A 13,928-nucleotide genomic window follows, 5' to 3' on the forward strand; every position below is an offset into this window, starting at 1 on the left:
CCGAGACCCCAAGGACTCCCATGGAACTGACCACCGTCTGGTTCGCCCTCATCGCCGTGCTGTGGGTCGGCTACTTCTGCCTCGAGGGCTTCGACTTCGGCGTCGGGATGCTGCTGCCCGTGCTGGCCCGCGACGACACCGAGCGGCGGGTGATGATCAACACCGTCGGTCCGGTCTGGGACGGCAACGAGGTGTGGGTGCTGGTCGCGGGCGGCGCCACCTTCGCCGCCTTCCCCGAGTGGTACGCCACGCTCTTCAGCGGGTTCTACCTGCCGCTGCTCCTCATCCTGGTCGCGCTCATCGTCCGCGGCCTGTCCTTCGAGTACCGCCACAAGCGGGACGACGCGACGTGGAAGGCCCGGTGGGACCTGGCGCTCGTCGTCGGCTCGGTCGTGCCGGCGCTGCTGTGGGGCGTCGCCTTCGCCAACATCGCCGCGGGTGTGCCGATCGACGCCGACAAGGAGTTCACCGGCAGCATGCTGACCCTGCTCAACCCGTTCGGCCTCCTGGGCGGGCTCGTCACCCTCACCCTCTTCGCCACGCACGGCGCCATGTTCGTCGCGCTCAAGACCGACGGCGAGATCCGGCACCGGGCGCGGGCCCTCGCCGTCCGCACCGGCTCGCTGGCCGCCGTCCTCGCCTCGGTGTTCATGGTCTGGACCCAGGCGCGGACCGGCAACGCCGTGACGGCGGCGGTCTTCTCGGCTGCCGCCCTGGCGCTCGTCGCCGGCCTCGCGGCGGCGCGGGCAGGCCGCGAGGGTTGGGCGTTCCTCGGCACCTTCCTCACCATCGGGCTCGCCGTGGCGGGCCTGTTCCTGGGGCTGTTCCCCGACGTGATGCCGTCGACCACGGACCCGGCGTTCTCGCTGACCACCACCAACGCCGCGTCGACGCCGTACACGCTCGAGGTGATGACGTGGGTCGCCGTGGTGTTCACGCCGATCGTGCTGGGCTACCAGGCCTGGACCTACTGGGTGTTCCGCAAGCGGATCTCAGTGCGCCACATCCCGACACCGGTGCTGGCCGAGGCCCGATGAAGCCGCTCGACCCGACGGTCCTCCCCCACCTGCGTCCCGCCCGGGCGTCCCTCGCCCTCGTCGCCGCCTGCGGCGTCCTCGGCGGGCTCGCCACGGTCGGGCAGGCCTTCGCGCTCGGGGCGCTGGTCGTCGCTGCGGTCGGTGCCGGCGACTGGCACGGACCGGCGTGGTGGCTGGGCGGCCTCGTGCTGCTGCGCACCGCCACGGCGTACGTCGGCCAGCGCGCGTCCGCACGCGCCGCCGGCGAGGTCTCCGGTGCTCTCCGGTGCCGGCTCCTCGACGCCGCCCGGCACGTCCCGGACCTGTCCCCCGCGCGCCTGGCGGTGCTCGCCACCCGCGGCGTGGCCGGCGTGGAGCCCTACGTCACGCGCTACCTCCCCGCGCTCGTCCCCGCGGCCGTCCTCCCGGTGGTCACGCTCGCGGCCATCACCTGGCTGGACCCGCTGTCCGGGCTCGTCGTGGCGCTGACCCTGCCGCTCGTCCCGGTCTTCGCGGTGCTCGTCGGCCTCACCACCCGCGACCGGGCCCGCACGCAGTGGCGCGCGCTCGAGACGCTGTCGGGCCACTTCCTCGACGTCGTGCGCGGCCTGCCGACGCTGGTCGCGCACCGTCGCGCCGACGCGCAGGTGGCCACCATCCGCTCCGTCACCCACCACCACCGCCGCGCCACCGTCGACACCCTCAAGGTGGCCTTCGCCTCCTCCTCGGTGCTGGAGCTGGTGGCCACGCTGTCGGTGGCCCTCGTCGCCGTCACCGTGGGGCTGCGGCTCGCATCGGGGTCGGTCGACTTCCGGGTCGCGCTCACTGTGCTGCTGCTGGCGCCGGAGGCCTACTGGCCGCTGCGCCGCGTGGGCGCCGAGTTCCACGCCGCGGCGGAGGGCACGGCGGCCCTCGCGGACGCCGACGAGCTGCTGGCCCGCTCGTCAGTGGCCCCGGCTCCCGCCACGAGGCCCGCGTCCACCGCGGTGGTGCTGCGCGGCCTCGCCGTCCGGCACGACGCCCCGCTGACCGCCCCGCTCGACCTCGAGCTGCCCGCCCGCGGGCTCGTCGCGGTCTCCGGGCCCTCGGGCTGCGGGAAGTCGACCCTGCTCGCCACCCTCCGTGGCGAGCTGCCGGCACGGGTCGGCGACGTCCTCGTCGGCGGCACGCCACTCGGCGAGGTGGACCCGCGGTGGTGGCGCGACCAGGTGGCGTGGGCGCCGCAACGACCGTGGCTGCTGGCCGACACCGTCGCGGCCAACGTCCGCCTCGGCGACCCCACGGCGGGCGACGCCGAGGTCTGGGAGGCGCTCGACAGCGTCGGGCTGCGCGAGGTGGTGCGTGCACTGCCGGAGGACCTGGCGACCCCGCTGGGCGAGGACGGCGCCGGGCTCTCCGCCGGCCAGCGGGCCCGCGTCGCGCTGGCGCGGGTGGTGCTGGCCGGGCGACCGGTCGTCCTGCTCGACGAGCCGAGCGCCCACCTCGACGACGAGACCGAGCAGGTGCTGCTCGACACCGTCGCGCGGCTGGCCCGGACGAGCCTCGTCGTGGTCGTCGCGCACCGGCCCGCCGTGCTCGCCGCCGCCGACCGGGTGGTCCGGCTCGAGCCCGCGGCCGCTGGGGTGGAGGCGGCGGAGCGGACCGCGGCAGCCGCGCCCGTCGCCGACCGCCGCCCGTCCACGGCGCGCCCCGCACCGGTGCCCGTCGACGACGCCGTGGAGGATGCCGCCCGCCCCCGCTGGGGGATGGCGACCGCGACAGTGCTCGGTGCGCTGTCCACCGCGTCCGGGGTCGCGCTCACCGCGACGGCGGGCTGGCTCATCACCCGTGCCAGCGAGCAGCCGCCCGTGCTGCACCTGGTCGTCGCGATCGTCGGGGTGCGGCTGTTCGGCCTGGCCCGGCCGGTCCTGCGGCACGCCGAGCGCGTGCTGAGCCACGACGTGGTGCTGCGCGAGCTGGCCGAGCGGCGGGCCCGGGTCTACGCCGACCTCGTCCCGCTGGTGCCGGGCCGGCTCGGCCCGCGTCGCGGCGACCTGCTCACCCAGGTCGTGGACGACGTCGACGCGCTGCTGGACGAGCGGCTGCGGGTGCGGCAGCCGGTCGCGACGGCCGCGCTCGTCGGCGCGGGTGCCGCGGTGCTGGCGGCACTGCTCGACCCTGCCGCCGGCCTCGTCGTGCTCGGGGTGGTGGCGGCGGGCGCCGCCGCCTACCTGCTCGCCCGCCACGGCGCAGCCACCGCGGAGCCGCACGTCCTGGCCCGTCGGGCCGACCTGGCCACGAGGGTCGAGGAGGTGGCCCACGGGGTGAGGGAGCTCGAGCAGTGGGGAGCCACCGACGGGGCCCTCGCGGACGTGCGGGACGGGTCCACCGCGCTCGCCGAGGCCATACACCGCTCCTCCCGAGCCGTGGCGGCCGCCACCGCGCTCACCACGCTCGCCGCGGGGCTCGGCGTCGTCGCGGTCGCCGTCCTCGTCGACCCCGGCTCGGTGGGTCCCGCCGTCCTGGCGCTCCTGCTGCTCCTGCCCCTGGCGCTGGCGGACGTCACCGCGGGTCTCGCCGACGCGGGTGCGCTGTCGGTCCGGGCAGCAGCCGCCCGCCGGCGCCTCGACCGGCTCGCCGCCACCGCGCCCGCCGTCACGGACCCCGCCCGGCCACGACCGCTGACCGGTGCCCACGACGTCGAGATGGACCACGTCGCGCTGGGCTGGGCGGACCGCGCGGTCGTGTCGCTGGACCACCTCGGCCTGCGGCCGGGCGAGCACCTCGGCGTCACCGGCCCCAGCGGGAGCGGCAAGTCCACCCTGGCCGCGACCCTGGTCCGCTTCGTCGACCCGGTCGCGGGGCAGGTGTCGCTCGCCGGGACGGACCTGCGGGAGCTGGCGCTCGACGACGTACGCCGCACCGTCGGCCTGGTCGATGACGACCCGCACGTCTTCGCGTCCACCGTGGCGGAGAACGTGCGCCTCGCCCGCCCCGGCGCCACCGACGACGAGGTGCGCGACGCGCTCGAGCGGGCGTGCCTCGGCACGTGGGTGGACGGCCTCCCGGCCGGCATCCACACGCACGTCGGCGCGGGCTCGCGGGAGGTCTCGGGCGGCGAGCGGGCACGGCTGGCGCTGGCCCGCGCGCTGCTGGCGGACGCCCCGGTCCTCGTCCTGGACGAGCCGACGGCCCACCTCGACGGCGCCACCGCGCGGGCCGTGGCCGGCGAGATGCTCGGGGCCGCCGCGAGCGAGGGCCGCTCCGTCGTGTGGATCACCCACGGCACCGTCGGGCTGGAGGCGATGGACCGCGCCGTCCGGCTGGACGCGGACGGGGGTGTCGACGGGGTCGGGCTCAGCCGGCCTCTCGCGGCGAGCGCAGCGGCAGGGTGAAGCGGAACGTGCTGCCCTCGCCGAGCTCGGAGGTCACCGACAGGGTGCCGCCGTGCGACTCGGCGATCCGCTGGGCGATCGGCAGCCCCAGCCCGGTGCCCGGCACCGAGAGGGCGTTGGGGTTGGTGGAGCGGTGGAAGGCGGAGAACACGTGGGCCTGGTCGGTCGCCGAGATGCCGAGACCGGTGTCGGCCACCTCGACGCTGACCTCGTCGTCCCCCACGGTCATCGAGACGGTGACCGAGCCGTCCTCGGGGGTGTACTTCACGGCGTTGTCGACCATGTTGTCGATCACCCGGGCGAGTTCCTCGGGGTCGCCGAAGACCACCACGGGCGTCGACCCGCAGCCGTCGAACGAGAGGCCGACCCCGGACTGCTTGGCGCGGATGCTCAGCAGGTCGACGCTCGCCTCGCACAGCTCGGCGAGGTCGACGGCCCGGCGCACGGTCTCGCGCCGGCCCTGGATCCGGGAGTAGTGCAGCAGGTTGGCCACGAGGTTGTTGAGGCGGCCGGCGTTGCGGATGATCGCGTCGACCGAGCTCAGGTCGGGGTAGCGGTCGGCGATCAGCTCGGCGTGCCCCAGGATCGCGGTCAACGGGGTCTTCAGCTCGTGGGAGATGGTGGCGATGAGCTCGCTGCGGTAGCGCGCGAGCTCGCGCAGCTCCTGGACCAGGCGCTGCTCGGTCTCCAGCACGCGGGAGGCACGCACCGCCTGGGCGAGGAGCCGGCCCACCTCCAGCACCGCGTCGGCCTGGGCGGGCGTCAAGGCCCGGGCGTCGCGCAGGAAGCCGAGGACCAGGTAGCCCACGAGGTCGTCCTGGGAGACCAGCGGGCACACGACGACCCGGTCCACGGCCGTGCCGCGCATCAGCTGCTGGAGGCGTTCGGCGCTGCGGGGCAGCAGGGACGAGCCGGCGTCGCGCACGCCCACCTCGACCAGCACGGGGAGGTCCTCGATGGCCGTGAGCTCCTCGCGCAGCTCCGGCACGAAGTGCTCCGGGGCGTACGGGCGCGGGGCCCCGACGCCCAGCTGGCTGCCCTGGGCGTCGGTGGGGAAGGTCCGCACCCACCCCTGCGCGGCACCCAAGGCCTCGGTGACCGAGGCGACGGCCGTGCCGAGCGCCTCGGCGAGGTCGTGGAGCGTGGCGGTGCCGGCCACCGTCGCCAGCATCCGGTCCAGCAGCACCCGGTCGGTGAGGCGCTCGCGCTCGCGGGCGTTGGACAGGGCCACCCCGGCCTGCACGGCGAACATCTCCAGCAGCTCGCGGTCGGCCCCGTCGGGGACCCGGCCGTCGGCAGGCAGGTCGACGGCCATGTTGCCGAGGAGCTCACCGCTGGCGGAGTAGAGCGGGGCGTACAGCGCGTGCTGGGGGTGCCACGCGTCCGGGTCGTCGTGGGTCTCGAGCTGCGGGATCCACGCGGCGCGCAGGCGCTCCTCCGACATCCGTCCCGCCGGGACGAACCGGAGGATCCCCCACTTGTCGGCCTCGCGGAACTCGTCGAGGATCTGCTCGGCCGGCGTCCGCCGGTGGAGGATCTCCTCCACCACCTCGGGCGGCCCGGCGACGTTGGTCATCACCAGGACGTCGCCCTCGAGGCGGGCGATGGCCGCGACGCCGTAGCCCAGCACGTCGACGACGCCGTGGGCGATCTCCTCGAGGATCGACTCGGTGTCGGTGGAGGAGTTGACGCGCCGCATCAGCTCCGCCAGACGGCTCAGCGCACCCTGGTTGCGCGGCATGCCCACCTCCCCACGAGGACAGGGCCCACTCCTACCTCAAGGGGATCGTAGGGCCGTCACGCCTCGATCACCACAGGGACGATCATCGGACGTCGGCGGTGGGCACGGTTGACCCAGCGACCGACGACCCGCCGCACGGTCTGCTGCAGCTGGTAGGAGTCGTTGGCGCCGTCCGCGACCGCGGAGTTGATGGCGTCGATGATCGGCTGCCGGATCTCGTCGAAGGTGGCCTCCTCCTCGGCGAACCCGCGTGCGTGGATCTCCGGGCCCGACACGACCTTGCCGGTCACCGAGTCGACCACGACGATGACGGACAGGAAGCCCTCCTCGCCCAGGATGCGGCGGTCCTTCATCGAGGCCTCGGAGATGTCGCCGATGGTGGTGCCGTCGACGAAGACGTATCCCACCTCCACCTTGCCGACGATCTTGGCGACGCCGTCGACGAGGTCGACGACGACGCCGTCCTCGGCCACGACGACGTTCTGGACGCCCGTCGCGCGGGCCAGGTCGGCGTTGGCGCGCATGTGGCGGAACTCGCCGTGCACCGGCATCACGTTGCGCGGCTTGACGATGTTGTAGCAGTAGAGGAGCTCGCCGGCGCTGGCGTGGCCGGACACGTGCACCAGGGCGTTGCCCTTGTGCACCACGTTGGCGCCCAGGCGCGAGAGCCCGTTGATGACGCGGTAGACGGCGTTCTCGTTGCCCGGGATCAGCGAGCTCGCCAGGACGACGGTGTCGCCCTCCTCGAGGTGCACGAAGGAGTGGCTCCGCTGCGCGATCCGGCTCAGAGCCGAGAGCGGCTCGCCCTGGGACCCGGTGGAGATCAGCACCTGCCTCTCCGGGGGCAGGTCGGCGAGCTCCTTGGCCTCGACCATCACCCCGGGCGGCACGGTGAGGTAGCCGAGCTCCTGGGCGATGGCCATGTTGCGCACCATCGAGCGGCCGACGTAGCCGACCTTGCGCCCGTGCGCGACGGCGACGTCGAGCACCTGCTGGACACGGTGCACGTGCGAGGCGAAGCAGGCCACGATGATCCGCTGGTCGCTCTTGGCGAAGACCCCCTCGAGGACCGGGGAGATGTCCTTCTCGGACGTGGTGAAGCCCGGCACCTCGGCGTTGGTCGAGTCGGTGAGGAACAGGTCGACACCCTCGTCGCCGAGGCGGGCGAACTCGTTGAGGTCGGTGATCCGGCCGTCGAGCGGGAGCTGGTCCATCTTGAAGTCGCCGGTGTGCAGCACGACGCCGGCGCCGGTGCGGATCACGACCGCGAGGGCGTCCGGGATGGAGTGGTTGACCGCGACGAACTCGAGCACGAACGGGCCGAAGGTGATCGTCTGGCCCTCGGCGACCTCGTACTGCGCCGTCTCGCGGAGCCGGTGCTCGCGCAGCTTGGAGCCGAGCAGCGCCAGGGTCAGCTTGGAGCCCACCAGTGGGATGTCGCCGCGCTCGCGCAGGAGGTAGGGCGTCGCGCCGATGTGGTCCTCGTGCCCGTGGGTCAGCACGAGCGCCTCGACCGCGTCGAGCCGCTCCCGGATCGGCTCGAAGTCGGGGAGGATCAGGTCGACGCCGGGGTGGTGGTCCTCGGGGAAGAGGACGCCGCAGTCGACGAGCAGCAGCCGGCCGTCGTACTCGAAGGCGGTCATGTTGCGACCGACCTCGCCCAGCCCTCCGAGCGGGATGACCCGGAGGCCTCCGGCCTGGAGGGGGGCGGGCGCGCTCAGGTCGGGGTGGGGATGGCTCAAGGGTTTCCTCGGTTCGTCGGAGAGCTGGCTCTCGGTCTGGATGTCACTGCCTGTCACAGGAGGCCGGCGGCGGCGAGCCCGGCACGCAGGGCGCCGACCTCGTCGTCGTCCAGGGCGACCAGTGGGCCGCGGACGCGGCGGTTGTCGAGCACGCCGAGCAGCTCGAGGGCTGCCTTGGCGGTGGTGGCTCCGTAGTTGGGGACGCCCATCACGGCGTCGAAGGCCGGGAGCAGCGAGGTGTGCATCCGCAGCGCCTCGGCGTGGTCCCCACGGACCCAGGCGTCGAGCATCGACGCGAGCTGGTGGCCGGCCGCGTGGGCCACGACCGACACCAGCCCCACACCGCCGTAGGCGAGGTAGCCGAGCGTGGCGACGTCGTCGCCGGAGTAGACGGCGTAGCCCATCTCGGTGAGCTGGGCGGTGCGCGGCAGGAGGCCTGAGGCGTCCTTGACCGACACGACGTGGTCGTAGGCGCGCAGCGCCTCGTAGGTCTCGAGCTCGATCAGCGTGGCGGTGCGGCCGGGCACGTCGTAGAGCATGACCGGGAGGTCGGTCGCCTCGGCGACGGAGGTGAAGTGGTGGCGCAGGCCGACCTGGCCCGGCTTGTTGTAGTAGGGGCTGACGAGCAGCACCCCGTCGACCCCGACCTTCTCCGCCTGGCGCGCCAGCTCGACCGAGTGGGCGGTCGCGTTGGTGCCGACGCCCGCGATGACGGTGGCGCGGTCGCCGACCGCGTCCTGGACCGCCCGCAGGATCTCGGCGTCCTCGGCCACCGACGTCGTGGGGCTCTCCCCCGTCGTGCCGCTGACCACGACGCCGTCGTTGCCGTGGTCGACCAGGTGCGCGGCGATCCGGGCCGTGCCGTCGAGGTCGACCGAGCCGTCCTGGTGGAACGCGGTGGCCATCGCCGTGAGCAGGCGGCCGAACGGGACGTTGGAGCTCATGGTCGAAGGTTATCGCTCCTGCCTCGTCGAGCGGTCGGCGGCGAGCCGCTCCGCGTGGCCCTACGCTGGGGCATGGCCTACGACGAGCTGCTGGCGCAGCGCATCCACGACCTGCTCGACGGCGAGCCCGGGCTGACCTCGCGCAGGATGTTCGGCGGTCTCGGCTTCATGCTCGACGGCCACATGGCGGTGGCGGCGGGCAGCGCCGGGGCGCTCATGGTCCGCGTCGACCCGGCCCGCGGCCAGGAGTGGGTCGACGGCGAGGCCGTACGACCGATGGAGATGCGCGGCCGCGAGCTCGACGGCTGGCTGCTGGTCTCCGGCGAGGCGCTGGCCGACGACGACCGGCTCCGGTTGTGGGTCGGGCGTGGCGCGGCCCACGTGCGGACGCTGCCGCCGAAGTGACGTCCGGGCCCGCCTAGCGCACGACGAGGCGGAACTGGCGGCGGACCGAGGTGTCCCCCGCCGTGAGCACCGTGGCGAAGCGGCCCACCGTGCGCTTGCGCACCGTGCCCGTGATGACGATCCGGTCGCCGACGACGCGCCACGTCAGACCCTGCGGCAGGCGCCGGTCGACCCGGGCCTCGGAGACGGGTCCGGTGAACCGGATCTCGGCGTGGTACTTCCGGCCGTGCCGGGCGCGGGGAAGGCTGGTGGTCGCGAAGCCGATGGCCGCGCCGGTGCCCGCGTGCGTCGCCGCCGGGGTGCCGGGGCTGGGCGCGGGGGTCGACGGCGGGGTCGCGGGGGCCTGGCCGGTGGGCTGGGTCGGCGCGGGCGTCGAGGTCGGCGTCGGGGCCGGCGCCTGGGTCGGGGGCTGGGTCGGGGGCTGGGTCGGGAGCTGGGTCGGGTCGGGCGCCGGGTTGTTGGCCGTCGGCGTCGGCAGGCCGTCGCGGAGGGAGACCGTGTAGGTCCCGATCGACCCGTAGTCGCTGTAGCGCCCGGGCTCGGCGGGGTCGCCGTGCCCGACACCGTCGACGACCGCGGTGTAGGTCACGGACCCCGGCGCCAGGTCGGCGGCCCAGGTGGCGGCCATGGACTGGTCGGACGCCACGTCCGCGACCGGGTCGACCGTCGCGACGGTGCGTCCGAGCGGGTCGAGGACGGTCAGCCGCACGTCGAGGTTCGAGAAGCCGTCCGGGCCGGCGACCTCGAGGGTCGTCGGGCCGTCGGCGGTGAAGGTGAACGCGTCGGTGTCCGTGCGCGAGGTGATGAGGCCGGCCGTCGTGGTCCCGGTGGAGATCCGGGTGGCGCCGGTCCGGGTGCCGGCGTGGTCGTCGGCGAGGAGCGGGGCGGTCCGGGCGATGATCGCCACGTCGTCCTCGACGTTGTCGGCGCCGGCGTACTCCCCGCTGGACCAGTGCGAGGCGCGGCGGTTGTAGGAGGCGCCCATGATCGGGGCCCACCCCTTGGCGCCGACGTGGTAGTCCGACGTGGCGGTGCCGTCGTGGCTCAGGCCGAAGGTGTGGCCGACCTCGTGGCTGATGACCTGGCCGAGGTTGTCGCCACCGGTCCCGGCGCCGTTGGTGAAGATGAAGGCCGGCTGGGCGTTGTTGCCTCCCGGGTTGCCGAAGACGCCGACGTACGCCGAGCCGCCGCAGCCGCAGCCCGCTCCGACGGAGTTGGTGGGCGTGACGACGACGTGCATGCCGTAGGTCGGGTCGGTGGCGCTGCTGCGGGTCAGGGCCGACGCGGCCGGCTCGCGGGTCGTGACGTTGACGTCGAACGGCGCGTAGTCCTCGGACACGACCCGCCACGCGAGGAGGACCTGGGCCCGCTCGACGTCGCTCAGGGTCGTCCGGTCGGCGTCGATGGAGTAGGCGGGCGAGACGATCTGCTCACCGCTCCTCCAGCGCGTGCCGGCCTCGGTCGAGCCGTCGAAGTCGAGGTAGATGGTGCGGGCCGAGCCCGGTCGCGACGACAGGTCGAGGACGTCGTCGGGCACGCCCTGCTGGGGCGCGGCGTCCGCGACGACCCGCTCGCCCTCGGGCGCGGCCTCGTCGACGACGAAGACCTGGGCGCACCGGTCGATCCACACCGAGTCGTCCTCGACGAGGTGGTCCAGCTCGTCAGCGGTGAGCGCGTTGCGCACCCGCACCAGCGCCGCGCTGACGCCGGAGTCGAGCGCGGCGTCGAGCCGGACGGGAGCGGTCAGCGAGCCCACGGCGCAGGCGAGGTCGTCGAGGGTGCCCGCCTCCGCGGCCGTCGCCGTGGCGAGGCTCGAGCCGACGACCGCGACAGCCACGAGGGCTCGCACGACGAAGGAGGGGCGGTACGACCGATCGGACACGATAGATGTTTCCTTGCTCTGGAATCAGTGGTCCGAAGTGGACAGGACCATTGATACCGAGCACAGATCCACTCGATCTGCACAGCGGAGTAGCGCTGGGCTACCTGTTGGTAATTGTGCTCAGGATCACCGGGAGCACGTGGTGCTCGAGCATCGGGGCGAGGTCGTCGGGGTGGTCGCGCAGCGGCGTCCACCGCACCTCGGCGATCTCCGCGGACGCGACCGGCTCGGCGTCGGACTCCACCCAGAACACCGTGGAGTGCAGGGTGTGGCCGGGCTCGTTGGCCGCCTCGGAGAGGAACTCGCCGAGCAGCGTGGCCGACTCGATGGCGAGGCCGACCTCCTCCCGCGTCTCGCGCAGCGCGGCGTCCCTCGCCGACTCCCCCGGCTCGAGCTTCCCGCCGACCAGCATGAAGCGCTGGGTGCCGCGCTTGCGCACCGTGAGGACGCAGCCGTCACGGACCAGGGCCACCGCGGCGACGACGATGTGCCGCTCCCCGGGTCGTCCTGCTGTCGATGCCCCTGGCTCCTGCACGCGACCGAGACTGCCACGCCCGCGCCCGGGGCCCGACATCGCGTCACGCCTCAGGCGAGGGCCGCCACCAGCGCGGCGTACGTCGTGCCCTCGTCGCCCTCGACCGAGTCCACGACGAGCGTGCCGGGGCGGTCCTCGACGAGGGCGGACAGCCGGCGCACGTAGTCGCCCAGGAGCGCGTCGCCGCCCGCCTCGGCGACCAGGCGCCGCACCTCGTCGTGCCACGGGTCGTCGCCGGAGCGCCGCCGGAAGCGCTCACCGGCGGCGCGGCCGGTGCGAGCGGAGGGATCACGCAGCACCACGTGCTGGAACGAGGCGCCGGCCCCGCGGGCGACCTCGGCGAAGGCGTCGAGCTCGCCCGGGTCGGCGATGAGCTGGGGCAGCACGACGTCACCAGCGGCCAGGTAGCCGGCGATCAGCCCCTGCGCGGCGGGTCGGACGGCCGCGCCGACCTCGACGAAGGAGGTGCGCCAGCCGCCGACCCAGGTCCGCAGCAGGTCGATGTCGCACACGAGGGTGCCGGGGTGCTCGGCGGCCCAGCGGCGGGCGAGGGTGGACTTGCCGACGCCCGGCAGGCCGTTGAGGAGGACCACGCGGGTCACTGGCCGAGCGCCCGGCGCACGGCGTCGAGCGCGGCGTCGTCGGAGAGCCCGAGCGACCGCACCGCCGAGACGTACGACGACGCGGCCGCGCGGACGGAGCTCGAGACCCCCCGACCGGCGACGTACGTCCCGGCGCGCCCGCGCGTCTCCACGACGCCGAGCGCCTCGAGCTCCTTGTAGGCGCGGGCCACGGTGTTGGCCGCGAGGTCGAGCGACGTCGCCAGCGCGCGCACCGGCGGCAGGCGGGAGCCGGCGGGCAGCTCGCCGGAGTCGACCTGCGCGCGGATGCCCTCGCGCACCTGCTCGAAGGGCGGCACGTCCGATGCGGGGTCGACGCGGAGGCGCAGCTCGGGCGTGCTCACGCCGCCGGGTCCAGGCGCTCGAGCCACACCCACTCGCAGCCATCGCCCACCTCGCGGCGCACCTCGACCCACTCGTCTCGGGGGTAGTCGGGGTAGAACGCGTCGCCCTCGGGCGCCGCGTCGACCTCGGTGAGCACCTGGTGGGTGGCGAGGGGCAGGGCGAGGGAGTAGATCTCGCCGCCTCCGGCGACCATCACGTCGCCGGGGAGCTCCGCCGCCAGGGCGAAGGCCTGCTCGAGCGAGTGCGCGACCAGCACGCCCTCGAAGCCCGGGTCGAAGGACGCGTCGCGGGTCACCACCACAGTGGCCCGTCCCGGGAGGGGCCGCCCGATCGAGTCCCAGGTGCGCCGGCCCATCACCAGCGTGTGCCCGAGCGTCTCGCGCTTGAAGTGCGCGAAGTCGTGGGGCAGGTGCCACGGGATCTCGCCGCCGGCGCCGATCACGCGGTTGCGCGCGTGGGCGGCGACGAGCACCACCCGCTGGCCGGGACGGGGCGAGCCCGAGGCGCCCTCAGACCGCAATGGGGGCCTTGATGCCGGGGTGCGGGTCGTAGCCCTCGAGGGCGAGGTCCTCGAGGTCGAAGCCGTCGATCTCGGTGACCGCCGGGTTGAGGACCAGCCGCGGCAGCGGACGCGGGTCGCGGGACAGCTGCAGCCGGGCCTGCTCGACGTGGTTGAGGTAGAGGTGCGCGTCGCCCATCGTGTGCACGAAGTCGCCGACCTCGAGCCCGGTCACCTGGGCGACCATGTGGGTCAGCAGGGCGTAGGAGGCGATGTTGAAGGGCACGCCGAGGAAGGTGTCGGCGGAGCGCTGGTAGAGCTGGCACGACAGCCGGCCGGGGCCGGTGGCGGTGGGCTCGACGTAGAACTGGAACAGCGTGTGGCACGGCGGCAGCGCCATGTCGTCGACGTCGGCGACGTTCCACGCCGAGACGATGTGGCGGCGGGAGTCGGGGTTGGTGCGGATCCCCTCGACGAGCCGCGCGACCTGGTCGACGTGCCGCCCGTCGGGCGTCGGCCACGACCGCCACTGGTAGCCGTAGACCGGTCCGAGGTCGCCGTCCTCGTCGGCCCACTCGTCCCAGATGGTGATGCCGCGGTCCTGCAGCCACTTCACGTTGGTGTCGCCGCGCAGGAACCAGAGCAGCTCGCCGAACACCGACCGGGTGTGCACCTTCTTGGTGGTCACCAGCGGGAAGCCCTCGGCGAGGTCGAAGCGCATCTGGTGGCCGAAGACGCTCAGCGTGCCGGTGCCGGTGCGGTCGGTCTTCTCGACGCCCTCGTCGAGGATCCGCTGGAGCAGGTCGAGGTAGGCGCGCACGGGAC

Annotated in this window: 12 protein-coding genes; 3 read left to right on the top strand and 9 right to left on the bottom strand. The window is 74.1% G+C overall.

Annotation, left to right across the window (positions count from 1 at the left end; translation table 11 throughout):
• The first annotated feature begins 20 nt into the window (after positions 1-20).
• Both cydB and cydD read left to right on the top strand, forming a co-directional pair.
• A complete protein-coding gene (gene cydB, locus HN031_RS17590; RefSeq protein ID WP_172273135.1) occupies positions 21-1,037 on the top strand; it encodes a cytochrome d ubiquinol oxidase subunit II in 1,017 nt (338 codons plus the stop codon).
• Complete coding sequence (cydD, locus tag HN031_RS17595; protein WP_172273138.1) at positions 1,034-4,390, top strand: thiol reductant ABC exporter subunit CydD; 3,357 nt, start codon at positions 1,034-1,036, stop codon at positions 4,388-4,390. Before cydB ends, cydD begins: the two co-directional genes overlap by 4 nt.
• Here cydD and HN031_RS17600 read toward each other — a convergent pair.
• Genes HN031_RS17600 through dapA form a run of 3 tightly spaced genes read right to left on the bottom strand, consistent with a single transcriptional unit; the run spans position 4,353 to position 8,817 of the window.
• Positions 4,353-6,131: a GAF domain-containing sensor histidine kinase gene (locus tag HN031_RS17600; protein ID WP_172273141.1), complete on the bottom strand. Its 1,779-nt coding sequence runs from the start codon at positions 6,129-6,131 to the stop codon at positions 4,353-4,355. The two genes, cydD and HN031_RS17600, sit on opposite strands and share 38 nt — an antisense overlap.
• Before the next feature lie 56 nt (positions 6,132-6,187).
• Positions 6,188-7,873: a ribonuclease J gene (locus tag HN031_RS17605; protein ID WP_172273144.1), complete on the bottom strand. Its 1,686-nt coding sequence runs from the start codon at positions 7,871-7,873 to the stop codon at positions 6,188-6,190.
• 53 nt (positions 7,874-7,926) lie between these two features.
• Positions 7,927-8,817: a 4-hydroxy-tetrahydrodipicolinate synthase gene (dapA, locus tag HN031_RS17610; RefSeq protein ID WP_172273147.1), complete on the bottom strand. Its 891-nt coding sequence runs from the start codon at positions 8,815-8,817 to the stop codon at positions 7,927-7,929.
• Positions 8,818-8,889: 72 nt separating this feature from the next.
• Between dapA and HN031_RS17615 the strand changes: the two genes are divergently transcribed.
• Positions 8,890-9,222 (top strand): TfoX/Sxy family protein, encoded by a 333-nt coding sequence (locus HN031_RS17615; protein WP_172273150.1) that lies wholly within the window; start codon positions 8,890-8,892, stop codon positions 9,220-9,222.
• A 13-nt stretch (positions 9,223-9,235) separates the two neighbouring features.
• On the opposite strand, the gene HN031_RS17620 is transcribed toward HN031_RS17615, so the two are convergent.
• The 6 genes from HN031_RS17620 to HN031_RS17645 all read right to left on the bottom strand — a co-directional run bounded on the left by HN031_RS17620 (position 9,236) and on the right by HN031_RS17645 (position 13,923).
• On the bottom strand, positions 9,236-11,104 hold the full coding sequence (locus HN031_RS17620; RefSeq protein ID WP_172273153.1) for a M12 family metallo-peptidase: 1,869 nt from the start codon (positions 11,102-11,104) through the stop codon (positions 9,236-9,238).
• 100 nt (positions 11,105-11,204) lie between these two features.
• Positions 11,205-11,639: an NUDIX domain-containing protein gene (locus HN031_RS17625; RefSeq protein WP_367650805.1), complete on the bottom strand. Its 435-nt coding sequence runs from the start codon at positions 11,637-11,639 to the stop codon at positions 11,205-11,207.
• A gap of 50 nt (positions 11,640-11,689) precedes the next feature.
• Positions 11,690-12,241 carry an AAA family ATPase gene (locus HN031_RS17630; protein WP_172273159.1) on the bottom strand — a complete coding sequence of 184 codons (552 nt, stop codon included), beginning with the start codon at positions 12,239-12,241 and terminating at the stop codon, positions 11,690-11,692.
• Entirely contained in the window at positions 12,238-12,603 is a 366-nt protein-coding gene (locus HN031_RS17635) for a GntR family transcriptional regulator (RefSeq protein WP_322424007.1), read from the bottom strand. Before HN031_RS17635 ends, HN031_RS17630 begins: the two co-directional genes overlap by 4 nt.
• Entirely contained in the window at positions 12,600-13,124 is a 525-nt protein-coding gene (locus HN031_RS17640; protein ID WP_172273162.1) for a dihydrofolate reductase, read from the bottom strand. The genes HN031_RS17635 and HN031_RS17640 overlap by 4 nt, the downstream gene beginning before the upstream one ends.
• On the bottom strand, positions 13,114-13,923 hold the full coding sequence (locus tag HN031_RS17645; protein ID WP_172273165.1) for a thymidylate synthase: 810 nt from the start codon (positions 13,921-13,923) through the stop codon (positions 13,114-13,116). Before HN031_RS17645 ends, HN031_RS17640 begins: the two co-directional genes overlap by 11 nt.
• Positions 13,924-13,928 lie beyond the last annotated feature (5 nt).

Origin of the sequence: Nocardioides sp. zg-1308, from assembly GCF_013155375.1 — a bacterium.
Lineage (GTDB): Bacteria > Actinomycetota > Actinomycetes > Propionibacteriales > Nocardioidaceae > Nocardioides > Nocardioides renjunii.

What these genes read in the sequence shown, in the direction of transcription:
- cydB (WP_172273135.1), top strand. Translation starts at nt 21, where the DNA reads ATGGAACTGACCACCGTCTGGTTCGCCCTCATCGCCGTGCTGTGGGTC.
- cydD (WP_172273138.1), top strand. Translation starts at nt 1,034, where the DNA reads ATGAAGCCGCTCGACCCGACGGTCCTCCCCCACCTGCGTCCCGCCCGG.
- HN031_RS17600 (WP_172273141.1), bottom strand. Translation starts at nt 6,131, where the DNA reads ATGCCGCGCAACCAGGGTGCGCTGAGCCGTCTGGCGGAGCTGATGCGG.
- dapA (WP_172273147.1), bottom strand. Translation starts at nt 8,817, where the DNA reads ATGAGCTCCAACGTCCCGTTCGGCCGCCTGCTCACGGCGATGGCCACC.
- HN031_RS17615 (WP_172273150.1), top strand. Translation starts at nt 8,890, where the DNA reads ATGGCCTACGACGAGCTGCTGGCGCAGCGCATCCACGACCTGCTCGAC.